Source organism: Vibrio gazogenes, assembly GCF_002196515.1.
Taxonomy (GTDB): Bacteria; Pseudomonadota; Gammaproteobacteria; order Enterobacterales; family Vibrionaceae; genus Vibrio; species Vibrio gazogenes_A.
In genome coordinates this window covers 94,044-120,732 of record NZ_CP018836.1, presented here as the reverse complement: position 1 = coordinate 120,732, position 26,689 = coordinate 94,044, and the positions used below count along the sequence as shown (strand labels likewise).

The 26,689-nt window shown below is 44.1% G+C and carries 25 protein-coding genes and 2 pseudogenes; 18 read left to right on the top strand and 9 right to left on the bottom strand.

Annotated features, from left to right (window positions below):
• The first annotated feature begins 105 nt into the window (after positions 1-105).
• The 4 genes and pseudogenes from BSQ33_RS16275 to BSQ33_RS16255 all read left to right on the top strand — a co-directional run bounded on the left by BSQ33_RS16275 (position 106) and on the right by BSQ33_RS16255 (position 5,231).
• Positions 106-2,652, top strand: coding sequence for an HD domain-containing protein (locus BSQ33_RS16275; RefSeq protein ID WP_088134676.1), 2,547 nt, complete (start codon positions 106-108; stop codon positions 2,650-2,652).
• 40 nt (positions 2,653-2,692) lie between these two features.
• A complete protein-coding gene (locus tag BSQ33_RS16270) occupies positions 2,693-3,205 on the top strand; it encodes a GNAT family N-acetyltransferase (RefSeq protein WP_088134675.1) in 513 nt (170 codons plus the stop codon).
• Positions 3,206-3,610: 405 nt separating this feature from the next.
• Positions 3,611-4,141: a GNAT family N-acetyltransferase gene (locus BSQ33_RS16260; protein ID WP_021019151.1), complete on the top strand. Its 531-nt coding sequence runs from the start codon at positions 3,611-3,613 to the stop codon at positions 4,139-4,141.
• 72 nt (positions 4,142-4,213) lie between these two features.
• A pseudogene (locus tag BSQ33_RS16255) lies at positions 4,214-5,231 on the top strand (IS110 family transposase).
• Between the two features lie 221 nt (positions 5,232-5,452).
• On the opposite strand, the pseudogene BSQ33_RS16250 reads toward BSQ33_RS16255, so the two are convergent.
• Both BSQ33_RS16250 and BSQ33_RS21630 read right to left on the bottom strand, forming a co-directional pair.
• Positions 5,453-5,665: pseudogene (locus BSQ33_RS16250) on the bottom strand (IS110 family transposase); the annotation flags it as partial.
• Between the two features lie 28 nt (positions 5,666-5,693).
• Positions 5,694-5,831, bottom strand: a complete 138-nt coding sequence (locus BSQ33_RS21630) for a hypothetical protein (protein WP_157721421.1) — start codon at positions 5,829-5,831, stop codon at positions 5,694-5,696.
• A 565-nt stretch (positions 5,832-6,396) separates the two neighbouring features.
• Between BSQ33_RS21630 and BSQ33_RS16245 the strand changes: the two genes are divergently transcribed.
• From BSQ33_RS16245 to BSQ33_RS16215, 6 genes are all read left to right on the top strand, one after another.
• Positions 6,397-7,227, top strand: coding sequence for a hypothetical protein (locus BSQ33_RS16245; protein WP_088134673.1), 831 nt, complete (start codon positions 6,397-6,399; stop codon positions 7,225-7,227).
• Positions 7,228-7,351: 124 nt separating this feature from the next.
• Entirely contained in the window at positions 7,352-7,531 is a 180-nt protein-coding gene (locus BSQ33_RS16240; protein ID WP_088134672.1) for a hypothetical protein, read from the top strand.
• A gap of 50 nt (positions 7,532-7,581) precedes the next feature.
• Positions 7,582-7,926, top strand: a complete 345-nt coding sequence (gene yidD / locus BSQ33_RS16235; RefSeq protein WP_088134671.1) for a membrane protein insertion efficiency factor YidD — start codon at positions 7,582-7,584, stop codon at positions 7,924-7,926.
• Positions 7,927-8,242: 316 nt separating this feature from the next.
• Positions 8,243-8,707 carry a GNAT family N-acetyltransferase gene (locus tag BSQ33_RS16225; protein ID WP_088134669.1) on the top strand — a complete coding sequence of 155 codons (465 nt, stop codon included), beginning with the start codon at positions 8,243-8,245 and terminating at the stop codon, positions 8,705-8,707.
• Positions 8,708-8,928: 221 nt separating this feature from the next.
• Positions 8,929-9,813: a HEPN domain-containing protein gene (locus BSQ33_RS16220; protein WP_088134668.1), complete on the top strand. Its 885-nt coding sequence runs from the start codon at positions 8,929-8,931 to the stop codon at positions 9,811-9,813.
• A 244-nt stretch (positions 9,814-10,057) separates the two neighbouring features.
• A complete protein-coding gene (locus BSQ33_RS16215) occupies positions 10,058-11,278 on the top strand; it encodes an aldose 1-epimerase family protein (protein WP_088134667.1) in 1,221 nt (406 codons plus the stop codon).
• A gap of 167 nt (positions 11,279-11,445) precedes the next feature.
• On the opposite strand, the gene BSQ33_RS16210 is transcribed toward BSQ33_RS16215, so the two are convergent.
• Complete coding sequence (locus BSQ33_RS16210; RefSeq protein WP_088134666.1) at positions 11,446-12,930, bottom strand: methyl-accepting chemotaxis protein; 1,485 nt, start codon at positions 12,928-12,930, stop codon at positions 11,446-11,448.
• A 9-nt stretch (positions 12,931-12,939) separates the two neighbouring features.
• The gene (locus BSQ33_RS16205) at positions 12,940-13,467 is read right to left on the bottom strand and encodes a PAS domain-containing protein (RefSeq protein WP_088134665.1); all 528 of its coding nucleotides are present in this window, start codon (positions 13,465-13,467) and stop codon (positions 12,940-12,942) included.
• 237 nt (positions 13,468-13,704) lie between these two features.
• Here BSQ33_RS16205 and BSQ33_RS16200 point away from each other — a divergent pair, with 237 nt between their 5' ends.
• A complete protein-coding gene (locus tag BSQ33_RS16200) occupies positions 13,705-14,619 on the top strand; it encodes a homocysteine S-methyltransferase family protein (protein ID WP_198298213.1) in 915 nt (304 codons plus the stop codon).
• Between the two features lie 342 nt (positions 14,620-14,961).
• Complete coding sequence (locus BSQ33_RS16195; protein WP_021019143.1) at positions 14,962-16,995, top strand: methyl-accepting chemotaxis protein; 2,034 nt, start codon at positions 14,962-14,964, stop codon at positions 16,993-16,995.
• 138 nt (positions 16,996-17,133) lie between these two features.
• On the opposite strand, the gene BSQ33_RS16190 is transcribed toward BSQ33_RS16195, so the two are convergent.
• Positions 17,134-17,622 (bottom strand): TetR/AcrR family transcriptional regulator, encoded by a 489-nt coding sequence (locus BSQ33_RS16190; protein ID WP_021019142.1) that lies wholly within the window; start codon positions 17,620-17,622, stop codon positions 17,134-17,136.
• Positions 17,623-18,252: 630 nt separating this feature from the next.
• Between BSQ33_RS16190 and BSQ33_RS16185 the strand changes: the two genes are divergently transcribed.
• A complete protein-coding gene (locus BSQ33_RS16185) occupies positions 18,253-18,558 on the top strand; it encodes a YfcZ/YiiS family protein (RefSeq protein WP_021019141.1) in 306 nt (101 codons plus the stop codon).
• Positions 18,559-18,859: 301 nt separating this feature from the next.
• Positions 18,860-19,456, top strand: a complete 597-nt coding sequence (locus BSQ33_RS16180; RefSeq protein WP_198298224.1) for a hypothetical protein — start codon at positions 18,860-18,862, stop codon at positions 19,454-19,456.
• Positions 19,457-19,590: 134 nt separating this feature from the next.
• Here the strand turns inward: BSQ33_RS16180 and BSQ33_RS16175 are convergent, their stop codons facing one another.
• On the bottom strand, positions 19,591-20,703 hold the full coding sequence (locus BSQ33_RS16175; RefSeq protein ID WP_088134664.1) for a 1-acyl-sn-glycerol-3-phosphate acyltransferase: 1,113 nt from the start codon (positions 20,701-20,703) through the stop codon (positions 19,591-19,593).
• Between the two features lie 254 nt (positions 20,704-20,957).
• On the opposite strand from BSQ33_RS16175, the gene BSQ33_RS16170 reads away from it, so the two are divergent.
• Entirely contained in the window at positions 20,958-21,575 is a 618-nt protein-coding gene (locus BSQ33_RS16170; RefSeq protein WP_088134663.1) for an AraC family transcriptional regulator, read from the top strand.
• Here the strand turns inward: BSQ33_RS16170 and BSQ33_RS16165 are convergent.
• The gene (locus BSQ33_RS16165; protein ID WP_088134662.1) at positions 21,572-23,389 is read right to left on the bottom strand and encodes a hybrid-cluster NAD(P)-dependent oxidoreductase; all 1,818 of its coding nucleotides are present in this window, start codon (positions 23,387-23,389) and stop codon (positions 21,572-21,574) included. The two genes, BSQ33_RS16170 and BSQ33_RS16165, sit on opposite strands and share 4 nt — an antisense overlap.
• Before the next feature lie 216 nt (positions 23,390-23,605).
• Between BSQ33_RS16165 and pyrC the strand changes: the two genes are divergently transcribed.
• The 3 genes from pyrC to BSQ33_RS16150 all read left to right on the top strand — a co-directional run bounded on the left by pyrC (position 23,606) and on the right by BSQ33_RS16150 (position 25,752).
• On the top strand, positions 23,606-24,643 hold the full coding sequence (gene pyrC, locus BSQ33_RS16160) for a dihydroorotase (protein WP_021019135.1): 1,038 nt from the start codon (positions 23,606-23,608) through the stop codon (positions 24,641-24,643).
• A 150-nt stretch (positions 24,644-24,793) separates the two neighbouring features.
• Positions 24,794-25,225 (top strand): SPOR domain-containing protein, encoded by a 432-nt coding sequence (locus BSQ33_RS16155; protein ID WP_088134661.1) that lies wholly within the window; start codon positions 24,794-24,796, stop codon positions 25,223-25,225.
• A gap of 11 nt (positions 25,226-25,236) precedes the next feature.
• Positions 25,237-25,752 (top strand): hypothetical protein, encoded by a 516-nt coding sequence (locus BSQ33_RS16150; RefSeq protein WP_198298212.1) that lies wholly within the window; start codon positions 25,237-25,239, stop codon positions 25,750-25,752.
• Here the strand turns inward: BSQ33_RS16150 and BSQ33_RS16145 are convergent.
• The gene (locus tag BSQ33_RS16145; protein WP_021019132.1) at positions 25,742-26,140 is read right to left on the bottom strand and encodes a DUF4150 domain-containing protein; all 399 of its coding nucleotides are present in this window, start codon (positions 26,138-26,140) and stop codon (positions 25,742-25,744) included. The two genes, BSQ33_RS16150 and BSQ33_RS16145, sit on opposite strands and share 11 nt — an antisense overlap.
• Before the next feature lie 21 nt (positions 26,141-26,161).
• Positions 26,162-26,686 carry a DUF3540 domain-containing protein gene (locus BSQ33_RS16140; protein ID WP_088134659.1) on the bottom strand — a complete coding sequence of 175 codons (525 nt, stop codon included), beginning with the start codon at positions 26,684-26,686 and terminating at the stop codon, positions 26,162-26,164.
• Between the last annotated feature and the right edge of the window lie 3 nt (positions 26,687-26,689).

Genomic DNA, 26,689 nt, shown 5'->3' with positions numbered 1-26,689 from the left:
GCGTGCTGGCGGCGTTAGATTTCCGAGTTTTTCGGAAGCATGCTTGGATATATGAGTCTAAAAAATAAGATTATGTAATACCATTAGCTATAGGATGAGAATTAGATGACTGATAAATATGATGTGGCTTTCATACTTGCTTTGAGGGAAGAAGACAAATCCTCAGATTTTTTTTCAGACATCAAATGGACCCCAAAAAATTATGATAGTAAATTAGAAATATATGCTGGAGAGACACAGACAAACAAGAAGGAATTGGTTTCTCTTGTTAAGCTAATAATCGATGATCAAGGGCCAGAAATTGCGGGAATTAAAACCACCCAGTATATGAACTTAATATCCGCGAAGCTACTCATTTTGGTCGGTATAAGTGGCAGGATTTCTGATGACTGTAGATTATGTGACGTAGTAATTGCCAAGTCTACCGATAATCCAATGTATAGAACTAAAATAAAAGAAGGGAAACTAATATCTGGGGGAAAAGAATTGCAGATAGATGGAATTTCGAATCAGATATATCGCCAGATTCAGTCCTCAGCCCCGTTCTATTCCATCAACGGCTTAGATACCAAGGACATAGAGGTTTTACATCAGAAAGATTTATTAACTGAAAAGATTGATACGCATTTTGGCCCTATTGCCATGACGCCATACCTTGTTGACGATCCAGAATTTCAAAGTTGGATTATCGAATCAAGAAACAGACATATCTTAGCGGTCGATATGGAGTCTTACTCGGTAGTTCTAGCGGCAATTCACAGTAGGATGGATTCAGACAAAATTGTCGTGGTCAGAGGTATTTCAGATCTAGCTGACGGCTCAAAAAAAGAACATGATCTCGTGAAAGGTGGGGCTATCAGGAAGATAGCATTAAATAATGCGACACAGCTTATTCGGCATGTTGTTAGTACTTTAATTGATTTTAAAGAGGACACAGTTTGTATAAGAATGAATGTCGAATCGGAAGGTGATACAGATAATACATTCTCAGCTTTCCATAAAAGTATAGAATTCTTAAATGAGCTATCTGAAAAAATTGACACCGGGGATTCTATAGAGAAGGTTTTCTTGGGGATTCAGCCACGTCTTAGGAGAGACCGACAACTAAATAGACAAATAGAAGAACTTTCTAAGGTTGCTTATAAGGTTGTCATAGATAAATCGCTAAGTGAAAATAAAGATATTCTTGGGAGGCTGCCTGAATCAGCAGTGGACTATTTGGTTGCTTATAGGATTATGGAGTATTTGTTCTACAAGGACTTTGATAGTCATATGGAAATGTTGCTATCCAGAATTTACCCTCACAGAATTAACAAATTTTGTAAGAAAATGCTTTTCTCTCATGAGGACGAAAGAAAGTTAGTTAGCACTCTGATAAGAGCTTATAGTAATAAGCTGTCTAAAAATGAGGGCTCTGATTTCGGAGTAAAAGCACATATCTGTTACCTGATGGGGAGAGTAAGAACTGGCCAGCAAAAGATAGTGGCTAAGAATGAACTAGTTAGATGGCGAGAACAGCTTCTTGGCAGAAAGAGTAAAAATAAAAATAGTACGTTAGAGCAGGATTTTCATAAGTTAAATTCCCCTGAAAAAAAATTATTATTCAGAAGTATTTGTATAAGCCTAATAGTTCTTGAGGCAGAGGGAGAGCTGGAGTCCTATATAGAGGCTTGCCTGTATAGTAAAGAGTTTGACAACTTAAACAGAGGGTTTCACTTAGAATATTATGGGGACATAGAATACGATCCTAGAGAGACTATGAATAATGTAGATTGTGTTGGGGTGCCTATCGATAGAACGTTCAATACATTAATTGATAAGATTAGTAGGTCAATAGAGTCTCAAATCACTTATCCTCTCAGAGATGTTGAGCTCATTACTTTATTATCACTTTGTCAAAAAAGGCTTGCTGCCGGGTGTCTTGAAAGCAAATACAGAGCTAAAATTTCTAAATTCTTAAGCGGTACAAAAATATCTAATGTAACAGAATCCTTTGAATTAAGAGATTACTGCGAAATGCTAAAAGGGCATTTTGAAGATGAATCATTTAGCATAAAGAATCTGATTTACAAATTTTATTCTCTTAAGAAATTAGACAGGTCTGGGTGGAATGATGTTGCTAAAAATCACTCAAGAAAAACAGAAAAGCCAGAGTCAGTCTTGTCGCACACAGCTGGTGGTTTACTTTTAATAGAGATGTTTCTGCCAGAAAAGGTATCTCCAAATGATGTATCAAGCTCTTGGAAAGGAAGTTGCTCTAGATACTCGAAAGAAACTATAAGAAAAATATTTTTATTTCATGATTTGGCAGAATCATACATTGGTGACTTGCTACCTAGGCAGCGAAATGATGAAGCTAAAGCAGCTGAAGCAAAAGTTAATAAGATGCTGGGTATGTTATCTACATACAATGAGTTCCAGTACTCGAATTTGTACGATCTGTGGGAGCAGTTTGAAAATAAAAGCACTATAAACGGCGCTGTTGCAAGAGAAATTGACCGAATAGATTGCTTCATACAGTTGTGTATAGAGCATGACTATGGATCAGAAATCTCAGATTATGAATCATGGAAAACCGAAATCGAAAAAAGCATCATAAATCCTGTTTGTCAGAGTATTGTAAATGCTGTAGCGGCTAAAAATACAATCTAGCAAAGCGTTGCACCGCGACGTTATGTGAATGGAGCTAACTTTGAAAGTATCAGTTATAGAAAATGCAGAGATTAAAGCTTATGAGGCCACGCTGAATACTCATTTAAACTTGGTATTTGGTGAGAGTTCTAGGCTCCTTCTAAATTCAGAATTTGTTTGCGCTATTCTTGTTGAAGATGAGAGCCAAATTATTGCCACTGGCTTCGCTTATAGTCGTTTAATGAATCAGGGCTCAACAAATTTCAAAGCGGGTATAATCGGTGGCATAGCCGTCATACCTAGCAAGCGTGGCCTAGGTTTAGCTAAAATTATCGTGAAAGAACTTGATCGATATTTAGAGTCTTTTGGGGTAACTCACTCTTTTCTCTTTGCTTATGAGCCGGATGTTTATAAAAACTCAGGGTATTCCGAGTTATTGTTGCCAATTCATTACTTCGATGAGCAGCAGAAAAATTGGAAGCAGTTTGTTTACCGTGGAGGTATGGTGAAGTCTTACAATGATAGTTGTGCCTTAAGCGAACAAGTCATTGAGTTTAATGGTTGTGTGTATTAGAAGACCGTTGGGGGATTTACATACAAGTCGCTCAAGACGGACTGCAAACGCGTGGCGGCTTTCGTTCAAATCAGTTTTATGTGTTTACGGTGGTAATTTTAGGTTTAGTGTGGTGTTTGCAGCCACTTAGCTTAGCGTTATGCGTTTCTTGCAGATCAAGGGTGGATAGATATTAAGAAAAAAATGAATCTTGATATTGGTGAACCTGTTCTTCAAGCAACAGGCCGTATTCTTAATCCTATCGAATACTCACCTATATCAACAATACAGGTGCCATAATGTCGGCTAAGTTACAGCCAGCGATGGCGTATAACAAAGCAAATTAACTCGGATGCTAATTCCGCTGCGCTCCATTCGATCCGGTTATTTGCAACGTTAGTTTGCTTCAAAGAACAGGGAAGTATCGTGGAAGAAAAACGAATAAGTATTAGACCAGCAAAATCAAATGAATTGGAATCAATCCATGCTTTGGTAACTTCAAACGACGCATGGACTCAGTTTAATGGTCCATATTTCCCTTATTCTCACCCTTCATTAAAGCAGTTTGAAAAGTCTTCGTTTCAACGGTTGTTAATCGGCTCAGATTTACAGTTAATTACTGTCGATGATACTCCGATAGGGACAGTCAACTGTTATTGGGAATGCGAAGAAACTCGTTGGCTTGAAGCTGGTGTGGTAATCTACGATTCAAAATTCTGGGGGCAAGGTATCGCTGCTTTGGCTCTTCCTCAATGGATATCATACTTGTTCAAAAATAACACAATCGAAAGGGTCGGTTTGACAACATGGTCAGGTAATCCGCGCATGATGTCTCTGGCGCTGAAGTTGGGTTTTCAACAAGAAGCAAGGCTAAGAAAAGTACGTTATTATGAAGGCGAGTATTACGATTCAATGAAATATGGGGTGTTGCGTTCGGAGTGGCAAGAACGCAACTAACAAGATAATTGGACTCCCGCTCTAATCCGTGGCCAACCTTAAGGGGGAGCTAATTTAGTCTGGGAGAGAACGATGAATACGACAGTTATCGGGGTTGATTTAGGCACTAAAGCTATTCAAGTGTGTATTTACACAAGTAAAAAGGTGCAGTCCAATAAAGAGCTGACACCTCAGCAATTTAGTGAGTTTTTACTTCAACAAGCGCCGAGTACCGTCGTGTTTGAGTCGTGCAGTGGTTCCAATTATTGGGCCCAGTATTGTCGCTCAGTTGGGCATGAGGTTAAATTGATATCTACACGCTGAGTGATGGCGATACGTCAAAATCAAAAAACTGATAAGAATGATGCATTAGCAATAGTTCAAGCGAGTTTGTTACCTGATATTAACTTCGTAAGTAGTAAAACACCGCATCAACAGCAAGCGCAAGCAATACTTCATTTGCGTGAACAGTGTATCAAACAAAAAACAGCACTGAAAAATCAACTTGGTGGTCTGCTTCGAGAGTTTAATATTTCGGTAGGTCGTGGTGAAAGTCAGTTAATTTCATCTATTGAGTCAGTTTTAGAAGATGCTGAAAATGGATTTAACTCTATTTTTCGAGATATGTTGAGTCAATCATTAGAGCTATATCAACATGTAAGCCTGACACTGAATCGCTATAATCGAGCTTTGGAGGATTGGATATCAAATACACCAGATTGTCGTAAATTATTAAAAATAGAAGGCATTGGTTTTCTAAATGCTATCTACCTTTATATAAATATTTCTAACGAAGAATTTGGTGAGTTTAAGCAAGGTCGAGATGTGTCCGCATGTATTGGTCTACGCCTATACAGCATAGTTCGGGTGGTAAAGTGAAGCTTGGCACAATAGGTAAACGTAAGAATACCAGTTTAAGGCGCTTGCTCATTACGGGGGCAATGTCAGTTGTCCAGCAAGTAAATAGACGTCATCCTAAGACAAAGAAAACTGGCTAAAAAATCTGATAGATAGACGTGGTAAAAAGTGTGCAGCGGTAGCATTAGCCAATAAAAATGTTAGAGCTGCATTCGCGTTAATAAAAAATGGTACCGATTATCAAGCAATTTAATTTTCAACATCAAAAACGCTAAATGAAGATTAAATCAGGTGACGCAGAATACTCGTTTGAGATGTTAATCTCGCTAACAAGGATTGCACCCTGAGCAACGAAATTGTCTTTGAGTCGAGGTAGTGCCTCATATAGAACTCGTACATAAGCAAGCAAATATCATAAAGCAAAATTTGTTGTTGCAAATAGGGAGTCCACATAAGCGAGTACGGCGTCAATCGTTAATTTTTCGCCATGTTCGCATCCCACATAGTGCTGTCTCTTAGCATTGAATTCAGGATCACAACCATCTTTCTGACGCAGGCAATTATCGCCACTTTCTTTGGTTTTCCTGCTTCAAGTAAACGTTGATATGTCGATTTAAAAACAGGGTTAGACTGCATTGCAGACATCATGGCCATATACAGGACTGTACGCACCTGAGCACGTCCTCCGTGGGAATACATACCGAGTCCAAAATTATCATGATTGGCAGATATCAATTCGTCCTGTCTCACCTTCATAATGACGAGCACTGAAATAACGCCAGTGAGTCACTTTATCGACCGAGCCTATTTCAACAGGGTTTTGGTGAATCGATTCAACCTTCTGATGCATCATTTCATCACTTTGTATTCATTCAGGGTGTACGCCTTCCTGCCAAAACTGATCGCTTATTGCGGATGATGCACTGGATGATAACCGGGGGTGGTACAAACGCTGAACTTTGCGTGCCACTTCTAAGTCAGGTATGCATTCCCACGCGGAGCGTGGGAACGAGGTAGTAAAAAAACAATTTCCTGATGATCAAAACGCTGCAATTTTGTACAAAACCTATATGCATCAAAAAATGTCATGTTTGTGTCAATTTTTTCTGGCGATTTTCAGCAACCTATTCAATGATATTTACTGTGTTTAAGTGCTTATTCACGAACTAATGGCGCTTATCCGAGGTATATATGGTGGTGGGAATGTTAGTCAATCATTTGTGAGCAAATTAGACAGCGTTGTACTATGGTTCCTGACGTAGTGATATTTTTTACTGGTATTTTATCTGTATTTTCATGTAATTAGGATGGAAATCTCATCAAGGAGCGGTAAGTTATACAGAAGTATTCTCGTAGAGTGGTTCTGTATAATAAGCTGTTATGTTTCAAAGTGTTTTTGCTCAAATTAAGGGATAGTAATGAGTAATAATTTTACATATCAATCAAATGATTTTGAGCGTCAGGCTCAAAGGTTTGTAATTCCTTTGTATATTCAAGATGAATTAGGTGGGTATCAATTCTCGTCTACTGCAACGCTAGCTCGATACAATGGACGCCACTATATTCTCATGGCAGCTCATGCACTTGATGGCTGTTCTAGTCTAGATCAGTTCTACTTTTTTCAAACTGATGGTCAGTTCTTTCAACTAACTGAAATAGCCTCATCATACGCAGTCTATAAAGATGATGACTTAATAGTCATTGACTGTTTTAACGTAGTTCTGGACGGGAAAAACTATTTCAATCTAAATGAAGATAAACTTAGTGGGTTTGAAAAAAATCATTTTTCTTGGACTGGTTTCCCATCCAGTATGTGCAAGGCTAAAAAAGTCCATAGTTCTAAATCTTCGGAAGGCTTAAAACAACAATACGTTACGGAGGAAGATGGTCAGATGTACTTCAAGTCGGCTAAGTACTTTACCATTGACTCTAAATTTAAAGGTCTGAATGCCTTAAATATAACAGGCGTATATGACCGAAAAAATGCAGAACTTAAATATAAAGGAAAGGTTACAACAGGTCCAAGCCCAGAAGGTATGAGTGGTGGTGCTATGTATCAATTTGCTAAGGGTAAAAAATTGAAAGATTCTTTAGATGATTCATTTCGGTTTATTGGCATTGGTATAGAGTATAAAAAAGATAATCGAATTATTGGTATCTCTAAACCGAGAGTTATTTCATTGATTAAACAGTCAGAAGACAAAAATCCAATAGGTCTTGAAATGCACATTTTCGAGCCAGAAACATAACAAGGTAAATCAATGGACGCTTAACGTTTGGGTGTTTATTGTTTAAAGGTTTTTTGTTGTTGCAACATTGGTGAAAGCGACACTGTTCGCGGCGTTAGCAATCAATTGAGAATCAGGAGTTGTTATGGTTGCATTTATTCAAGCAAGAGTATGTGAAGACTTTTCTGTATCTATTCAAGATCTGATTGATAGTGTTGTTGATTTTGGTTCTTTACAAAAACAAACGCATTACAAGCTGTCTTCTAAATCCGTTGAAAACCGTGAAATTCCAATAGAAGACTTTCTAGCGGTAGTTGATCGGTAAATTGCCAACAGCTGTTCAGCAAGAGCGTTATGCACAAATATGGAAATCACATGGATATTTTTGAAATAAACGTCGATGAGAAGTTAAGACCAAGTGTTGAGAGAGCACTTACAGGTACAACTGCTCTTGATACTGAAATTGCTTCTTTACCGTTACCAACGAAAAAAGGGCTCAAGAGGTGGGCTATTCTCTTCCTAAGAAAATATAGAATAATTGCGCCAGCCTCTTTGAGGGCAAGATGTGTATTCGAGCCAAGCTGTTCTCACTATAGTGAGTTGGCCATTCGCCAGCACGGAGTATTAAAAGGTCTGTTTTTAACTATTAAGCGACTTAACAGATGCAAAAGCGGAAACGGTGGCATTGATCTTACTAATATCAACATGGAGAAAAAGTAATGAAATATAAAGTCGAATCAATTGGGGCAGAGTTTTCAAATAAGGCAATTGCGAATTTTGAAAAACTATTAGAGTCTAGGTCATCAGAAGGGTATAAATTCCATTCGGTGTTTCAAGTGTCACAACCAGGTTGTTTGGGTATAGGGCAAGGCACTACTACATATTTGGCCGTATACGTTAAAGAGTAGTGCATCATCATCACAGTCAAGGGACGTCAAAAAGCTACGCTCGTTCCTCGCTTCACTTTTTGCCGCCCCTGCTATGGTCTACAGCCTGTGGTCGAGTATTACCCAATTATTCAAAATAGAAGTAGAGAATGAATATCCTGTTAAAAGAAATAGACCGTTCAAATTATCAAGAATGTGTTGATTTGAAAGTTAATTCAGATCAACAGAATTACGTAGCACCTAATATTGTTTCTTTGGTCGAAGCAGCATATGAGCCACATTTGTATCCCTTGGGCATCTATGATGACGAGAAATTCATTGGCTTTATTCTCTTTGATTTCGATAAAGAAATTAATGGGTGGTCAATGAGTCGGTTTATGATTGGTAGTGAATACCAAGGAAAGGGATACGGAAAAGAATCACTTAAAGTGTTCTTGGCGTTTTTTAATGCAAAATTCGGCAATGTTAGACTGTATACCAGTGCAGAATTAGAGAACGAAATCGCTATTCACTTGTATGAATCATTCGGTTTTAAACGACAGGATAATTTTGAGTACGAGCACAAAGGTAAGCTGTACAGAGAAACAAGAATGGTACTTGAGGCGAATAGATAATTAAGAATTAGTGTCAGCAATGACGGTAAAACAAATCGCTTCAATTGACAAAATAACGGTTCTCGGCTTTAGACAACAAAGGAGTCATCGGGGACAGAAATAAAAAAGAACCGCGTCGCATTTTATCCGCCCACAATGCTAATACCATGATAAACAGTGTTTTTTACTGAACGCTTCTTTTATGCTATAGCTATGTTGTCCACCAAAGCGAAGCACGTTTTATGAAAACATCTCTCGATCACCTGCCTGAATTTAAACAGCAAGAGCTTGCGACGATCTCGACCATTCTGCGTGATACGCTGGACGATTATCTCGAAGGTAAAACGGGGAGTAAAAGCGAGTTTCGCATCCTGAAAATCATTCTGTTCGGTAGCCATGCCAAAGGGAACTGGGTCAGCGATCCGGTCAATGGTTACATCAGCGATTACGATGTTCTGGTGATCGTCAACAAAGCCGCCTTGGTGGAAGATTATGTGGTCTGGCAGCGGGCGGAAGAGCAAATTGATCGCAAAGTGAAATCGGCACCGCTTGGTTTGATTGTTCATGATTTGCAGGAAGTGAATGAACGATTGCAACAAGGTCACTATTTTTTTAAGGATATCCGTGAAGAAGGGATTGAACTGTTTGCCGCAACACCGAAACCGCTGATTGAGCCGGGAGATTTAACCGAGGCTGAGAAACGGGAAATTGCGCGCAAGCATTATACACAGTGGTTAAAAGCGGGTCGTGATTATGTGAAAACATACCATTACCATCAATCAGAAGACGACATGATTAACCTTGCGGCTTTCGATTTACATCAAGCCACGGAAAGATTCCTCGCTTGTGTATTACTCACATGTACCAACTACTTACCCAAATCCCACAATATCGAAAAGCTGAGTAAACTGTGCGCGCAAATCGAGCCAGAGTTTAAGGCGATTTTCCCACTCGACAATAAATTCCACCGTCGCTGTTTCCGCCGCCTGCAGCGCGCCTATATCGAAGCCCGTTATTCAGAGCATTATGAAATCACCGCAGAAGAACTGGCTTATCTTGAAGGGAGAGTGCAACAATTGAGAACACTGGCAGAACGGGTTTGTTTAGCGCGGATTAACGGGGCTTGAGGACACGAAACCACAACTACCATTCTCACTCATCTTATTGTGAGCACAAAAAACCGCTCAATAATCCCCCCAACAGCTGAACGTGATTCATCAATCAGAAATCAGTCCGCATACTGTCAAACATCAGCATTAGCTCACACCTTCACCGATTTGCATTTGATCCTGAATGATGAGTTTGTATTTTATTAGCTGAATCGATTCAGTAAAACAATAAATCAAACTCACTAACAAGGAATCAAACGTCATGAAGATTAAACCTCTCGTCGCTGCCCTACTTATCGCTGCCCCCGGTCTGGTGAATGCTGCACAATATGTGCTGACTGATGCCACTGCCAACATTGATGTCGGTGCGTGGAAAGTCACCAATAAAGACTTGGGGATTCAGCAACCCTTCTCCATCGAAAAACGTCAGTTACATGGCGGTAAACAGATGGGGGTCGAGACTTTAGTGATTAACAACGGTGAACTGGAAATTACCTTAGTGCCTACCCGTGGGATGGGGATATTCAACGTTAAAAAAGATGGCAAACGTATTCTCGGCTGGGATTCTCCGGTCAAAGAAATCGTCAACCCTGCCTTTATCGATCTGGAAAGCCGCAACGGGCTGGGCTGGTTAGATGGTTTCAATGAGATGATGGTGCGCTGCGGTTATGAATGGACCGGTCACCCGGGTGTCGATGATAACGGCCAGTTACTCAGTTTGCATGGCCGCCTGCAAAATACCCCGGCTTCGACAGTCAAAGTGACCATTGACGATCAACCGCCTTATACCATTACTGTCGAAGGTGAAGTCTCTGAAAGAACCTTTAAAAAAGCGGCGTTAGTCACGCTCACGTCATTCTCAGTGACCCCCGGCAGCAACCAGTTCGCCGTCCATGACACGCTGACCAATAAAGCCGATTATGCAGATGAATATCAGATCATTTACCACTCTAACTTTGGTCGTCCGATTCTTGAAAAAGGTGCCAAAATTACTGCGGCCGCCAGTGAAATTTCGCCTTTCAACGATTATGCGAGAAAAGGTCTGAAAGACTGGCAAACCTACCTTGGCCCAACCAAAGGCTATGATGAGATGGTTTATAATTTGAAGCCAATCGGAGATCAACAGGGCAATACGCTGGCTGTGCTGCATAATCAGGCTGGTGATCTGGGTGTCTCGGTTGGATATAACATCAAACAACTGCCGGTGCTGACCATCTGGAAAAACACCGATACATTGCAACAAGGCTATGTTACTGGGATCGAACCGGGTACCAGTTATGCGTATAACACCAAGTATCAACGTCCGCTGGGGTTAGTGCCTAAAATTGAGGCGGGTGCATCCAAACATTTTGACGTGACCTACACCGTTTTACGGAACAGCGGAGAAGTGAAACAGGCTTTAGCCACCGTGGCAGACATTCAGGGCAAGCACAGCGTCAAACGGGTGAGAAAACCACTGGTTGATTTAAATAAAGTCCACTAATGGGTATTTTCATACCATGTTTGTCGTCTCTGTTCATATGCCGCAGACGGATGCTCAGCAGGCAGAGTAACATCGACAACCAGAGACAAATAACAAGAAAGACCCGGTCGGGTCTTTCTTGTTTTTATATCATATGGCAATACGACAGCGGACTCACGCAACATCCGCTATTGATGATGGTATTTTTCTCTAACCATTTCAGAAATATATTCGATCACGCGATTACTGGCTCGCTCGGCTTGATCAACCACAGCAATCAAACGCTTCAAAGCATCATCATCGGTTAGCCAGTCTTCACGCACTAATACCAGTGCTTGCTGCATGTTTTGATGCACAGCTTGATGGTGTTCTTCTAAACGGCGATAGGCCGTTGTCTGACTGAACGCCTCACGACCTTCACCTTCGTAATACCATTTCCCCATTCGGCAATTGAAATGATCAACCTGCACTTCTTTAGCTTCAGTACCTTCTCCGTTTGATTCCAGCGCGATATAGCCATTTTGTTTATAAATGACATGATCCAGTTTAATCAGCGATGCAAAAGAGCAGTCTTTGGCCTGATTCATTAAAGAAATGGTCTGCTGTGATGCATTGGCAACCTTGTCAAAGTTACTATGAAAATTAGTCACTTCATCCCCGACACTTTTCATCTGTTGCCCGACGGCCAGAGTCTGGGACACCATCTCTTCAATCGGCCCCGTCAGCGAGTTAATAATCTCACTGATATCCGCGGTTGAGCGTCTGGTGCGATCAGCCAGTGAACGGACTTCATCGGCAACCACGGCAAAACCACGTCCGACCTCACCAGCCCGGGCAGCTTCAATGGCAGCATTTAAGGCCAGTAAATTCGTCTGTTCGGCAATCCCGCTAATGACTTTGATCATATCCGCAATTCGAGTGCTTTCTTTACCCAAGATTTGTGCCGTTTGTTCCATTGTTACCATCCGGGCATTCACATCATCAAGCGCATGACGGATATCTCCCACCACTTCACGACTCTGTTCCGCACCATCGCGGCTCTCTGTCGCAATGATCAGTACATCATCCATCTGATTCGATAACGTTACCAATTCTTCCTGATTATTTTTTAGATTAACGATCAAGTTGGTTGTATTGAGGTGATGCAATTCACTTTTTAAGCGGTTTTTCCGCGAAAACACATGTGCTTGCTGCATCGATTCAATGGCTTCATTGATACTGCGCATCGTTTCAGCAAACTCACCCGGCATACCGTCTACCAATCCGCGCCGGTAAAACTCACCGTGACTTGTACGCTGAAAAGTATTCGACAACTCTTTAAAGTTTGTCTCAACAATATCGAGAAAGTCATTCAACGCCCATGCGACATGGCCGACTTCTCCCAGCCCTTTGGTATCGGTAATTCGAATATGAACATTGCCTTTTCTGGCATCATTCAAAGCATCACGAATCCGGTTCAGCACCATTAAGGGCTGCAACTGATCCCAATAAGCATAAGCCGAAAAGACAATGGTAAATAATGGTAAGAGAACATTGAAATAGTTAAAACCGTGATCGAAAACATTGGCAATCGATAATCCAATAATAACGATGGTGAACACTGAACAGATAATCAAAAATTTCTGACGCAGAAATAAAATATTATGACTGACCTGACTCGTACTACGCATCATTCACTCCTTTTAATCTGAACGATGTTTCTGGTAAAGGTCGATGATGTACTCTTCATATCCCATCTGATGTTGCTGATGGATTAAGTTAACCATCCACTGCCACGAGGCTTCAGGAGCTTGTTGTCTTTCGGTTGTCTGCTCCATTTCGCGCATTTTCTGATAAATTCCTTCTATCATTTGCACCGCACCTTTAGGCGCGACCCGACGTACTGAGTAAAAACCCGCGACATCACCACCAATTCGATCAGGCGTAATATTGGCAAACACCCAGTAGTAATTTTTATCTGAGGTATAGTTTTTCACAAAACCAAAAAACTCTTCTCCTGATTTTAAAGCGTGCCATAAACCATAAAAGACACCTCGCGGCATGGAAGGATGACGGATCAGATTATGATCTTGACCAAGTAACTCAGCTTCTGCGTAGTTTGCAACGCGCATGAATGTCCGGTTGGCATAGGTGATTTTGCCTTGCAGATCGGTTTTGGTAATGATCAGTTCACTCCGATCGAATGATACTTCCTGTTCTGTTGCAGCCATACCTTTCCTTAGATAGTGATCGATCCCCTTAAGAAACTATATGCTATGGCTAAAATATGGCAAAGTTTATACCTTGATACATATCAACTTTCTAGAATTCATTCTCTTTACGCCAAAACCGGAAAATCACAGAATCTATTGCATCCCGACCCGATTACGCTAAACTGCTCACGGACATCTACACTGCTAGACGTGCATTAAACTTTTCTTGGACAGTAATCAATACAGAGGTATCTCATGTCAGAACATCAAGTCACCATCCTCGACGGCGGAATGAGCCGAGAGCTGGAACGTCTCGGAGCGCCCTTTCGCCAACCCGAATGGTCTGCCCTTGCTTTGATTGAAACACCGGAGATTGTCCAACAGGCACATGAAGTCTTTATCCGTAGTGGCTCAGAAGTGATTACCACTAACAGCTACGCCTTAGTGCCCTTTCATATCGGTGAAACCCGATTTAACCATGAAGCGCTGACACTGGCACAAAAAGCCGGACAAATGGCGCGTCAGGCTGTTGAGGCGACACAAACTCACGCCCGCGTGGCCGGCTCTCTTCCACCGTTATTCGGCTCTTATCGCCCTGATTTATATGAAGCGAATCGGGTAGATGAAATCGCAGCACCACTCATTCAAGGACTCGACGCTTTTGTTGATTTTTGGATGATCGAAACCCAAAGCCTGATTGCTGAAGCAACAGCGATCAAAGCATCAATTGACCGTTTCAGCGACCAGGCAAAACCAGTCTGGGTTTCGTTTACATTGGAAGATGCAGAGCCTGTCGAACAGCCAGCGATTCGTTCCGGTGAAACCGTAGCGCAAGCGGTACAGGCCATGGCCGAGCAGGATGTTCAGGCAATTCTGTTCAACTGCTGCCAGCCGGAAACAATCGAAGATGCGATTGATGTAGCGCGCCACACGCTGGCTGAACTCGGCAAAAGCCACATTCAGCTTGGTGCCTATGCCAATGCATTTGCCCCGCAGAAAAAAGATGCGGCAGCCAATGAAGAGATTGACGAAATCAGAGCAGATATGACACCGCCGGCTTATGTCACGTGGGCAGAAAAATGGTGTCGTCAGGGGGCCTCACTGATCGGTGGCTGCTGTGGCATCGGGGCAGCACATATTCACGAACTCCGTCAACATCTGAAGTCTTAAACACCAAATCACAGACAAATCCTGCTATCCCTGATACCGAAAAATCAGGTTAAAAACGCATTCCTTTCATCACGAATTCAGCGCTAAGCGCTGAATTCTCATCCATATCACGTGATCTTCGTTCAAAAAAATAACAAAAAATAACAGCTATCGTGCACGAAAATACACCAATATGACGCGATCATGTCAATCATCTAAATTTTCTACACAAACAACCTCAATTGTTAATCCAAATCAATGTGCTACTGACTCGAATCACGCAATATTGCCCGGCAGTGAGTTAATTAATTCAAAATAAATCTATATAGACGTTAAACCATTCATTTTAAATATAGGACGCCTATGATTCGTTATTACGAAAATAAGAGTATTAACACTCAACTACGAGTAATCATGCTCTTTTGCTTAATCATCTCTTTTTCAACCATCGCATTACTCGTATACCGCAGTGCCGCGAGTATTCTTTTAAACTCAACACTGGCCGATCACCAATCCAAAGTCGAGGGGATCGCCCAATCAATATCACAACAGTTTTTTACTTATCTTGATACCAGCAAAACATTGGAATCCACTTTTCAGCACAGCTATCTGAAAGGATTGACATGGCAGGATAACGTGGTTGATTTCCACGGATATCCAGTGGCGGATGTCACTATCAATGGGAGAAGCGTCATTGGATCAACAAATATTGTCGATCAATTCACACGAGATACCGGTGCCATTGCCACGTTGTTTCTCCCGACAGGTCAAGACTGGGTGCGAGTTTCGACCTCATTGAAAAATAAACAAGGCACTCGTGCAGTCGGGACGCTGCTGGGGCAATCACACCCGGGATATGAAAAACTCAGCCGTGGTGAACCCTATTATGCCCAAGTAAGCCTGTTCGGAACCCACTATCTCACTTACTATAATCCGATCAAAAATCAGCAGCAGCAGGTTGTCGCCATTTCATTTATCGGGGTTCCTGTTGAAAAAGCAACCACCAAACTCTTGCGCAATCTCAATCATGTCAAATGGGGTCGAACCGGTAGTACCATGGTTGTAGATGCCCGTGAGCATGCCCAAGGCAAATACCTGCTCGGCAGTGACAATATGCAAGCGGACTCGATACTTGCCGAAAGAGATGCCGACGGTAATCCTATCTTCGATGATATTTTCCAACACAATGAAGGGTTGATTCGCTATTATCAATCCGCTCATGGTGACTCACAGGAACGCTATCTTGTTTATACCGATGTTCCCGGCTGGGAATGGAAACTCCTTGGTGGCACCTATATTGATGAAATCACCGAAGGCAGTCAGGAACTCCTGAGATTAATTGTCCTGATTTCATCGCTGGTCGGCGGTGCAACCTTTGTCATCATTGCACTATTTCTCAGTCATACCATTAAACCACTGATCAATTTAAGCCATATTATGGAACGGCTGGGACAAGGGGAAATCAGCCTGAGCATCAAAACGGCTGCCAAAGAAACCAAGAATGAAATCCTCCGGCTGTACAATAGTGCAGCAGCCATGATGACTCAACTGAATCACTTGGTTGGTAATATCAGCACCACCAGTGATCAGGTTCAGGCGCAGTCAGCAAGTGTGCTCAGTGACGCCAATATCGGATTAACCCAGTCTGAACGTCAACATGAACAGGTTGAACAAGTCGTCACGGCCATTGAAGAAATGGCAACCTCTGCCAAAGACGTCGCCATGCAGGTTGAAGCGATTGCCGATAATGTCCGACAAGCCAACGATAATACACAATCTGGTCTGAACTTAGTGGAAGATGTATGTATTGATGTGGCCCAGTTGAATGACCAGTTGGCACAATCCTCTCAGGCTATCGATCAGCTCAGAACCGACAGTGAAAGTATTCAAACCGTGACGGAAATGATCGACGCCATTGCTGAACAGACTAACCTGCTGGCCCTCAATGCAGCAATCGAAGCTGCACGAGCCGGAGATCAAGGGCGTGGTTTTGCTGTCGTTGCGGACGAAGTCCGAACATTGGCTCAAAGAACGCAGACGTCGGTTCAGAGTGTCGTGACCATTATCGACAAGCTCAGACATTCCACCCAAAATGCCGTCCAGTTGATGCAGCATAGTCAACACCATGCGGATAACATGCTGAGTAAGTCTCAAAATGCCGGGACATCACTCGAAACGATTGCTCAGCAGATTCATTCCATTGCTTCTCAAGCCCAGACCATTGCAACAACGGCAGAGCAACAGGCACAAGTTTCCGCCGATGTTGCCCAAAGTGCGACAGAAATTAGTCAATTGAACCAACAAGGCCAACAAACCAATGCGAAAACAGCCGAGAGCGCTTCATCACTGCAATCTCTGGCAGAGCACCTGAAACATCAGGTCGATTTTTTCCATTAACGTTGACGGATGAATCCATATCGTCCTGATGTAACCATGACGGTGACATGATTCACAACCGGCAAACAAACCAAAGGGCTGCATTTGCAGCCCTTTTCATTCATCGCCCAGATGATTCACCCAGACACATCACTTAGATTAAACCGCTTCTGGTTCCAGCAGTTCATGATTGCTCATCGCCACAAGTGATTTCCCCAGCAGCCATTCCAGCTCTTTATCCGCATCGGTTCCCAATTTCTCTTCTATCAGATGGTACATGCGTTCTAACCCTTGCCGGGAAACATCGACAGAACGCTCAGCAGAAATAATGTGGTGGAAGAGAAACCTTAAAATAGCGACGAATTGACTGTGTTCCAATGCCTGCATCCAGCTGCGACGGAATGCAGCAACGCCATGTTCCAACTCCAGATAGGAAGTAAAAAGCAGGAAAATCTGGCTATTCAATGCCGTGGCAAAATCCGTCTTTTTAGGGAAATGGTGACTGATCCCTGTCCGGGAGATCCCCGTCTGTTGGCTGAGTGTTGTGTATGACATGCGGTCATAGCCAAGGTTCAGCACCTGATAAACGACAGCATCCAAAATTGTCTGAATCGTGATTTCTGTTTCTTCTCTGCTACGCTTAGGCATAATATGACTCTCTTAAAATGAGGTGAGCCCCACCTTTTCGTCAGCACGTGATGCCAAGGTAAGAGGCATTTCACCGATGATCCATGCAAAAAATATGGGAAGTCAAATTGCTTCTCTGCTTGCTCAAGCAATATCGGAGTCCCAACATTCAATCAAAAATGAATGAACACCACCCAAGCGACCCTCAGGTTACATTCTGAGCCACCCTGCAAATCAAACAAAGACTCACATTGATGTGCTGATATCGTCACCTGACTCTCTCCGATCAGGTCACCAAATTGGAATAGAATGGTGTTCAATCCAGCGCCCAGATATGATAGCGCCTGAATATAGTGGTCATCATCTCAGATCTATTGAGAGGAACAATGATATCGCCCGAATTCTGTTATCCCCTTGGCATGAATCCTGATGATTATGGGAGTTCAATCACATATAAATATTTATTCAATCTCATAATCCCCAATTGTTACACAAAATCAACGTGTTACTGAACAATCTTCATACAATGGCGATTATCCATTGTGATAAATCAACTTGTTGGCGGTGATTCAGGTATATACTCGGGCAATCGTGTGTCAATCACACAATCAGAACATTCGAGTATCAGTTCCTGACTAATGGGGTAACTTTATGAATACAAATGACAATATGGAAAACGAAATCTGCGAAGCCTGCGGAACATTCGGTGAAATCGGCTACATCATCAAAGAAGGTGACGATGTTGCAGAAGTCACTGTAATCGCAAATGGCGCGGCAGCACTTCAGGCTGAACTTGACAAATACATTGCACTCGCGAAACAAGTCTGCGCTGATGTGAAATATGAAACCACGCCAATCACTGACGACGCACAAGAACTCCATGCCCGTTTTCAGTTCGAAGTCAGTGCCGAAAAACTGATTTTTGAACTTAAATCCCGCTCTCTGATCCGCGGATAAACCGTTCGTCTCATCCCACATCGATGAATACCAATCACAGAACCATTTAGGGTTCTGTGAGTTTTGACCACCGACATAAATACCTTGTGTCTGTGGTCTGTTTTTTGTATTTATCGTCCGATATCTGTCTCATAACAAACCATCCGATGTCGCTCCGCTGTACATCTTTTACCGTGATGTTTAACCCACGCCTCAGCATTGCAAGCCATGCATCGATCCGCCATACTGCATCTATCCACCGTTTATATTCAGCGTTTTTATGTTCAACATGTTTATATGTAGATATACAGTGCGTTCGCTTCTGACGCTGTTTCTCGGATTACTGGCCGTCAGCTTTGCTCAAATCGCCACTGCTCAAGGGCTAAATCATTATCAGATCCTCAATTATCTGGATAACTATGGCAATTTGGATCTCAGCGGCAAACCATTCACTGAATTGCCATCCGGTATGGTGATTAAACGCGATCTGAATATTTCCCGAACCCCGATTCGTACGCTGCCAAGAGACATTGATATTCAGGGAGCGCTGATTGCGACCAACTGCCAATTGGCAACGGTACCTCCCGGCATAAAGATTAAAGGCTATGCCAATTTACTCGGCTCCCAAATTAAACGTTGGTCACGCGGTGTCCGGGTCGGTGGTTATCTCAATTTTACCGATACACCATTAGAAAAGCTGCCCGCCAGACTCAGAGTCAAAGGTGACTTGAGTGTCATTCGAACCCCACTGACGGAACTTCCCGATGGCCTGATTGTGGAAGGGAATTTATATATTGGCGGCTCAGGAATCCATGCATTTCCGGAAACAATGACGGTGAAAGGAAATATCTATCTGGGGGGAAACACCATCAAAAAGTGGCCGAAGAATTTAACATTAGGCGGTGCCGTAGCAAGATAACCTTGCTACGGTAAATTATCAGTTTATTGCTTTATCAATTCTGGCTTTCTCAATTCCGGTTTGCTCACCAACATGATCTGAGCTTTTTGCCGAGTGACTTCATTTTGCCAGACAGCTTCAGTTCGATGGTTCACTTAAGCTTGTGGCTTGTTTTTCACCGGGTTGGCATAACTGGCGAGCAGATATTCATGCGCACCTTCCGGCAAACTCGCGAGCTTTTGCTTTAGAATCTCTCGGGTTGCAGGTGTTACGTCATCGCCTTCACATCCGGCAGCCAGTAAATTGATTGGAAACAACTGATAATGTTGATGAATCTGCCGATCAATCTCTTCTGCCAGTGCATCCGGTGTTGCGAAATCTTGGTCGATCACGTCACCAAATGTCACATGAATGCGCCCTTTTTCGCCCACAATCCCTTGAATGATACTCTCAATATCTTCAAATTCTCTCTTTTCATAAGCGCCCAGTGTCGCTTTTTCGTACAGCTCTCTGGCTTTAGCCAAATCACAGGGATCATTTTCGTACGCAATCGCCACCGGCACGATTTTCAGCGACTTGGCATACGTGGCAAAATCAATTTTTTTACTGCGCCCTTCCACATGAAACATCTTCAGAATGGCCGGATCCGTAAAGTCGTTGCCGTCTTTTGCCCGCCCTTCACGCTGGGCAATCCAGATAGAATGACCCGTATCCAACGAACTTTTGATATAACCGGAGAGCGTTGCCAGCGCTTTCATCATCTCGCGTGGCCCTTTGGCTGAGCGCTTGACGATAAAGCTTTTATTCAGTTTCATCAGCTCAGTGGCACACGGTTTACGTAACAGATTATCTCCAATCGCGATTCTCACCGTTTGATGACCGGAAATGTGCAAGCCATAGTTGACCAGCGCCGGATCCATCGCAATGTCACGATGGTTAGAAACAAACAGATAAGCCTGATTTTTATCCAGCTTGTCCAGACCGGAATACGTCACACCATCGGTTGTCGTCTCTAATGTCTGATCAAGGTATTTTTTTACTTCAAGCTGGATGGCCTCAACAGAAGTCAGTTTCCGCCATTTGATCTTCAGATACATTTTGACCCAAGGACTCATCAGGATTTGTATCCATCCGGCATGGTGCTTGAATCGATGTTTAACAATTGCATGAATAAATTCATCGTCTTCAATAAGACGATTGATAGCAGCAGGAATTTCATCGTCTTCATAAGGACGAATCTCTGCATAAGGATCGGTGATTGATGTCATTATAATACTATATGATTCGAAAAAAACTGGCCCATTCTACGCACACTTCCCCGTATTCGCAGCTATTGTTAGAAAACAGACCATCAGGTCTGACCAGTATAGCATTATTCTCGGCGATGATGATGAAATCGATCACATCCTTTTGTTATCATAATCACGCCCAATAAAGGCAACCAATTGAATATGGTCGAGTTTATTTGGCTTTTGCCGATGGACAAGTTAACCTATGCGCGTTTGAAAAAGAGAGACCAGCCATGCACTACGCCATTCAAGTGGACTCAGCCACGACCGACTACCTTCAGATCACCGCTCGGAAAAAATCGCTGAAACACGTGCTTATTCTCGTCGAGCAAGGCATGGTGTTATTGCGGTTAGGCAAGCAGGAATACGCAGCTACCGCAGAGCAAGCCCTGTGGATTCCCTGCCAGTGTCTGCATGCATTGACAATCTTTCCGCAAACACGTCTGACTCGTATCGAATTTTCAGCTCGCCTGCGCCACGCTTTTCCACCTCAGGCAGGATTTGTGGCACTCAGTCCTTTATGTCGTGCCGTATTAGCGCGCCTTGCCGAGGCCACACCGCAAATGACGGTTTACCCACATCTACTCGGCGTACTCACTGATGAAGTGCTGCATTTCCGCCCTGAGCTGCGTGAGAACAAATTCACGCAGTTACTCAAGCAGTGGCAAACCCAGTATCCTCAACCCGTTGAAGGCATTTCACCGGAAGTCCATCTCATTTTGTTATTACGTGAAGCACAGAAAAAAATGCAATCCGGTGTCTCCGCCAATCAAGTCGCCGAACAGCTTTTTGACGGACAACTGGCGCAACTGAATCAATTGCGCCAGAGTTTGCTGGGATACAGCCCCTAGTAACTGATCTCAAGATCGGTATCCGGAACACAGCAGCACGCCAAGACCATACCTGCTTGGCGATCTTTATCTTCCAATGCAGGGACATCCGGCTGAGACACCCGCCCTTGTGTGACTTTCACCCGACAAGCGCCACACAACCCGGCCCGACAACTATTGCTGATCGCAATCCCCTGCTCTTCCGCCTGTTCCAACAGCGTCTGTTGATTATTTCCCGCAACCTTTTCGCCGTTAATTGTCAACGTCACGTTCAGGTGCGGACGTTCTGCAATTTTCTGAGCCCCGAATGCTTCTTGATGATAATAGTGCGCGGGCAAGCCTGCTTTCATCAGGAGGTTTTTTGCTTTTTTCATAAAACCATCCGGCCCGCAGACAAACACCTGCCGCCGTTCCACATCCTGTACCTGACGCAGGTGTGACAAAGAAAAACGCCCTTTCAGACCAAACCACTCCTGAGGGGGCTGTGTCAGCGAAATAATCACCTTCAACCCCGAATGCTGATGATTCAAATGTTCTAACTCTTCACGGCACGGAATATCATCCACCGAGCGACACTGATGATAAAACACCACATCCCGCATTTGTTGATGATCCGCCAGATAGCGCAGCATCGACAACATCGGCGTGACGCCACTGCCGGCAGAGAGCAGCAATAACGGATAATGGGATGAATCGGATTGCAAATGGAACTGACCGTTGGGTGCTTGTGCCTGAAGGATGTCTCCGATTTGAAAATGATCGAGTAACCAATTCGACACCTGACCATCACTGACCCGCTTCACTGAAATCGCCAGTCGTCCCGGCCGGGACGGGCTGGAAGACAACGTATAGTGACGGTTGATCGTTTCCCCGTTGATGGTTAACGCAATCGGTAAATGCTGTCCCGGCTGATAAGTCAGGATTTGCCCCTGCTGTGGCTCCAGCCAGAACGTGACAAAATCGCGGGCGATCTCTTCTTTTTCGACACAAGTCAGCGTTTGCCACTGCGGCTGCTCATCCGGATATTGTTCTTTTTCTTTATATTCCAGCACTTCCACAACATCATCGGTCTGAATCATCCCCGCAGTCCGAACCACCATATTCTGACCGAAAAAGACACCACCGGAGGCACCGCGCCGGAATTGTACTAATGTTTTCAGCGGCTCTTGCGACGCTCTCAACTGACCGTGCTCTGGCTCGACTGTGGTTAAAATACAGCGCTCACAGGGTTTAACGAGTTCAAACTCAGCGGTGCCGATCCGAATACGTTTCCAGCCATCTTCGGCAAAAGGTTCGGTACCGGAAACCACAATATTGGCTCGGAACTGTTGCATAACATGCTGTTCAGGACTGCGGCGATTGAGCTCATCCAATGAACCCTGACTGATGATTAATAAAGGATACCCATCGGCAAACCCCACAGTATTGCCGACCGATTCACGATAACGCTGTGAGTGTTCACCGGTAAAGATCAGTTCAACCTGCCGATCAATCACCCGGCTAAACCAATCATTCGCTTCATCGGTGGTGGTATAAGCCGTGAAAGTATCACGCCAAACCGTGGTGGCAATTTCCTGCATTTTAAAATCCGCATAGCGGATCCGCAGCGGCTCTTCACCCTCAACCTGAAACAGTACGCCGTCAGGCATCAGGGCCGAACGCACCGTCACCAACCGGGGAAATTTCCGAGCGGTCACCATACCGCCGTCCGCTAACGCCAACATAAAGCGTCGATCAAATGCCAACCCTTCTTTATCCGCCCAGCTTTGTGACAGTGAAATCCCACCCACGGATTTCACCGGATAAATATGAATCTGATCGACTTGTGCTGACATGCTGATTTCCCTTTATTTTTGAATCATGACCGACAAGCATATCATGATAAATCCCCCATCCAAGCACTCCAGTAACCTTTTATTGAGCCGCCCATATTTAATAGATGAAATGGATTACTTTTTCTTCTATGATTCACACGCATTCACTAAGTTCTCCCCCCTGATTTACGCGGGTGAACTGACATTTTAGCATCAGAGATAAAGGTGGAATCTTTCATGACAATACTCACGCTGACCCGACCCGACGACTGGCACGTACACCTGCGGGACGGAGACGTTTTACCAGACACAGTCAAAGATATCAGTCGCTACAATGGCCGTGCCCTGATTATGCCCAACACGGTTCCACCAACCACCACAACCGATATGGCCCAGGCTTATCGCCAACGAATCATGGATGCTCAGCCTCAGCCCGGCTTCACGCCCCTGATGTCGCTTTATCTCACCGATAACACCACGCCAGAAGAGATCCAACAAGCCAAATCATCCGGCATCGTTGTGGCAGCCAAGCTTTATCCGGCTGGCGCAACCACCAATTCCGATTCGGGTGTCACTTCAGTCAGCACTATTTATCCCGTCCTCAAAACCATGCAAGAGACAGGCATGCTGCTGCTGATCCACGGTGAAGTCACCAGCCATGATGTCGATATTTTTGACCGGGAAACCACCTTTCTGAGCGAAGTGCTGGCACCGATTGTGCGCGATTTCCCGGATTTGAAGATCGTCGTCGAACACATTACCACGGCAGATGCCGTCCGATTTGTAGAACAAGCCGGCCCGAATGTCGCAGCCACGATCACCGCGCACCATCTTTTGTATAACCGCAATCACATGCTGGTCGGTGGGATTAAGCCGCACTACTACTGTTTACCGATCCTCAAACGCAACACACATCAGCAAGCACTGATTCAAGCCGCCACATCCGGCAACCCGAAATTCTTTCTCGGCACCGACTCGGCACCGCATACCAAAGCCAACAAAGAAAATGCGTGTGGCTGCGCAGGCTCTTATACCGCGCACGCTGCAATTGAGCTGTATGCAGAAGTCTTTGAACAGGCGGGTAAATTGGCATATCTCGAAGGCTTCGCCAGTCATCACGGACCGGATTTCTACGGCTTACCGCGTAATACTGACACCATCACACTGGTCAAAACCCCTTGGCAGGTCCCTGAAGTGCTCCCGTTCGGCTCGGAAATCGTCGTCCCAATCCGTGCCGGTGAAACCATCGCATGGCAGGTCAAATCAGACGTTTGAGTCTGTTGAGCGGGCATAAGCCCGCTCTGCAACATGCTTGTCATCCCTTGAAGTTCTAGACAAATGTGTTCAATCGAGGCACGGTTCAACGGATGCTACCGTTGATCACAGTCAGCGTCCAACACTCGGATATACCAATCAAGAGAACTTATGTACAAACTGATATTCACATTAGTCACACTTATTCTCGTTGGCGTCGGCCTGAGCTTGTCTCTGCCAAAACTAACTCCTTCCGGCCAGCAGCAAGGTTTTCCGAGCGTCAACATTGACCAAACGTCGGAGTCATCACCAATTCTAATCCACGATTTTTATCTAACTTCCCCGCTGCCAGAGGATGCAAAATTCACACTGCAACTGGGCATGTATCCACAACTGCCCCAGGCACAAAGCTTCGCTAAAACCCTGCCGGCAGGAAACCATTACCGCATCGTCAAGACAACTGATAATCAACGATTTTGGTACCTCGTGTTACAAGGCAGCTATCCATCACAAGAACAAGCCGCATTAGCACAACAAGATTTGAAAGCCAATCAGATTTCGTCTAATTTAAAGTTACTTCCGAAGCAACTGAAAGAAAAATAGGGTGCTGCCATATGCGCATGAATTACCTACCCCCGTTGAGAAATGACCAACAGATGGTCCGAGTCGTCAAAAACGGTGGAGCGAATCACCCAATGACCAGCCACACTTACCAATTGGGGACAGCTTTTGGGGAGCATCTGGAAAACCATCATCTGCACGCTTCTTCCACGCCCCCGGCAACAGAACAGCGCCTGCGTACACTTGAAGTAATGGCGCTACCGAGTGGCTCGCTGCGTAAACCGGGCGCAGAGCACCATGGCGGGATTCTTCCGACCCGCACCGAGTCAGCGCACTTCCACCAATTGAACCCCTCAACCCAGCAGTATTTGAATGGTCGGGGCGGTGAACAAGTACCAAATCGCCAGGCATTAGCAGCAGGCACCAAACTGAGAACGCAATTAGCGCCGTCGGCAACCAACAAACACTTGTATAAAAATACCCTGACGCATCACGCTCACCACCCGGCTCATCGTGAAACATCTGTGCACCAAGGTCATCACCATCATCGCCACTCAGTCAGCTATTGATCATCACTTTGACTTGGCTTGGCGTTAAGGTCAGGCCCGGAGCATTGGGTTCGGTCCCGTTCTGGCCCGTCACTGACGTCATCATCGTCGCAGGTGCTGCCATAAACATCACCTTCAAGCTCCCTAGCTCATGTTTAATCGGCCCCATAATTAAGCTAGAAATAATCCCCATTTCGATTCCCGCCTCATCGCCGTTGGATAGCTCAACCATTGTCATCAGGTTATGGACTGGCATGGCCTCTATCATCACATTGTCTACATTGGGTTCGGCCATATCAGTCATGCCAATGTTGGGATAAGGGATAGGCACCACAGCAGGCCCTACCTGAGTTTTACAGACATCAGGTATCCCCATATGGGTGGCCGTATTTTGTGTATTTGCAAACATGTTCATTCCTCTTATGTATGGCTAGCCCATATTAATTCGTTCACCATCAATACGAACTTCTTCCTCTGCGATCAGCATCTGTTGCTTGGCCGTTAAATTCATCACCTCATCCGCTGTCATCGAGACTTGAGCGGCATGCTGGATCAACGTTTGCGCCTGCTGCAGTGAGGTTTCTCGTACACTTTGCAGCAGATTGTTACTCGTGATGGAGACCGTATTGAATGCCACCATCTCCAATTCATCCTGCGCTTGAATCGATACTTTCGGGGCTATCCAGCACATCTCATCCTGACTTTGCAATGTCGTGCGCACAGCACTGGTGCGCTGCAAAATTTGGGTGATGATGTATTCTTCCTGATAGATAATAAAGGCCACCAAATCACCGATCTCAGGCTTAACCAGCAGGCTTGTCGCCACCTGAGCTAAAAAATTCTGGTTAATTTCCCAGCGATACTGCTGCGGATCAAATCGGGTTATCACGCCAATATAGTTTTCCGGCATCGGAGTCGGATGGAGATATTGGCTGATTTTTAACGATGAATTCATGTT

Excerpts from the sequence above, each read along its gene's own strand:
- BSQ33_RS16275 (WP_088134676.1), top strand. The coding sequence starts at position 106 with ATGACTGATAAATATGATGTGGCTTTCATACTTGCTTTGAGGGAAGAA.
- BSQ33_RS21630 (WP_157721421.1), bottom strand. The coding sequence starts at position 5,831 with ATGATGCATCAGAAGGTTGAATCGATTCACCAAAACCCTGTTGAAATA.
- BSQ33_RS16245 (WP_088134673.1), top strand. The coding sequence starts at position 6,397 with ATGAGTAATAATTTTACATATCAATCAAATGATTTTGAGCGTCAGGCT.
- BSQ33_RS16240 (WP_088134672.1), top strand. The coding sequence starts at position 7,352 with ATGGTTGCATTTATTCAAGCAAGAGTATGTGAAGACTTTTCTGTATCT.
- yidD (WP_088134671.1), top strand. The coding sequence starts at position 7,582 with ATGGATATTTTTGAAATAAACGTCGATGAGAAGTTAAGACCAAGTGTT.
- BSQ33_RS16225 (WP_088134669.1), top strand. The coding sequence starts at position 8,243 with ATGAATATCCTGTTAAAAGAAATAGACCGTTCAAATTATCAAGAATGT.
- BSQ33_RS16220 (WP_088134668.1), top strand. The coding sequence starts at position 8,929 with ATGAAAACATCTCTCGATCACCTGCCTGAATTTAAACAGCAAGAGCTT.
- BSQ33_RS16215 (WP_088134667.1), top strand. The coding sequence starts at position 10,058 with ATGAAGATTAAACCTCTCGTCGCTGCCCTACTTATCGCTGCCCCCGGT.
- BSQ33_RS16210 (WP_088134666.1), bottom strand. The coding sequence starts at position 12,930 with ATGATGCGTAGTACGAGTCAGGTCAGTCATAATATTTTATTTCTGCGT.
- BSQ33_RS16205 (WP_088134665.1), bottom strand. The coding sequence starts at position 13,467 with ATGGCTGCAACAGAACAGGAAGTATCATTCGATCGGAGTGAACTGATC.
- BSQ33_RS16200 (WP_198298213.1), top strand. The coding sequence starts at position 13,705 with ATGTCAGAACATCAAGTCACCATCCTCGACGGCGGAATGAGCCGAGAG.
- BSQ33_RS16195 (WP_021019143.1), top strand. The coding sequence starts at position 14,962 with ATGATTCGTTATTACGAAAATAAGAGTATTAACACTCAACTACGAGTA.
- BSQ33_RS16190 (WP_021019142.1), bottom strand. The coding sequence starts at position 17,622 with ATGCCTAAGCGTAGCAGAGAAGAAACAGAAATCACGATTCAGACAATT.
- BSQ33_RS16185 (WP_021019141.1), top strand. The coding sequence starts at position 18,253 with ATGAATACAAATGACAATATGGAAAACGAAATCTGCGAAGCCTGCGGA.
- BSQ33_RS16175 (WP_088134664.1), bottom strand. The coding sequence starts at position 20,703 with ATGACATCAATCACCGATCCTTATGCAGAGATTCGTCCTTATGAAGAC.
- BSQ33_RS16170 (WP_088134663.1), top strand. The coding sequence starts at position 20,958 with ATGCACTACGCCATTCAAGTGGACTCAGCCACGACCGACTACCTTCAG.
- BSQ33_RS16165 (WP_088134662.1), bottom strand. The coding sequence starts at position 23,389 with ATGTCAGCACAAGTCGATCAGATTCATATTTATCCGGTGAAATCCGTG.
- pyrC (WP_021019135.1), top strand. The coding sequence starts at position 23,606 with ATGACAATACTCACGCTGACCCGACCCGACGACTGGCACGTACACCTG.
- BSQ33_RS16155 (WP_088134661.1), top strand. The coding sequence starts at position 24,794 with ATGTACAAACTGATATTCACATTAGTCACACTTATTCTCGTTGGCGTC.
- BSQ33_RS16150 (WP_198298212.1), top strand. The coding sequence starts at position 25,237 with ATGCGCATGAATTACCTACCCCCGTTGAGAAATGACCAACAGATGGTC.
- BSQ33_RS16145 (WP_021019132.1), bottom strand. The coding sequence starts at position 26,140 with ATGTTTGCAAATACACAAAATACGGCCACCCATATGGGGATACCTGAT.
- BSQ33_RS16140 (WP_088134659.1), bottom strand. The coding sequence starts at position 26,686 with ATGAATTCATCGTTAAAAATCAGCCAATATCTCCATCCGACTCCGATG.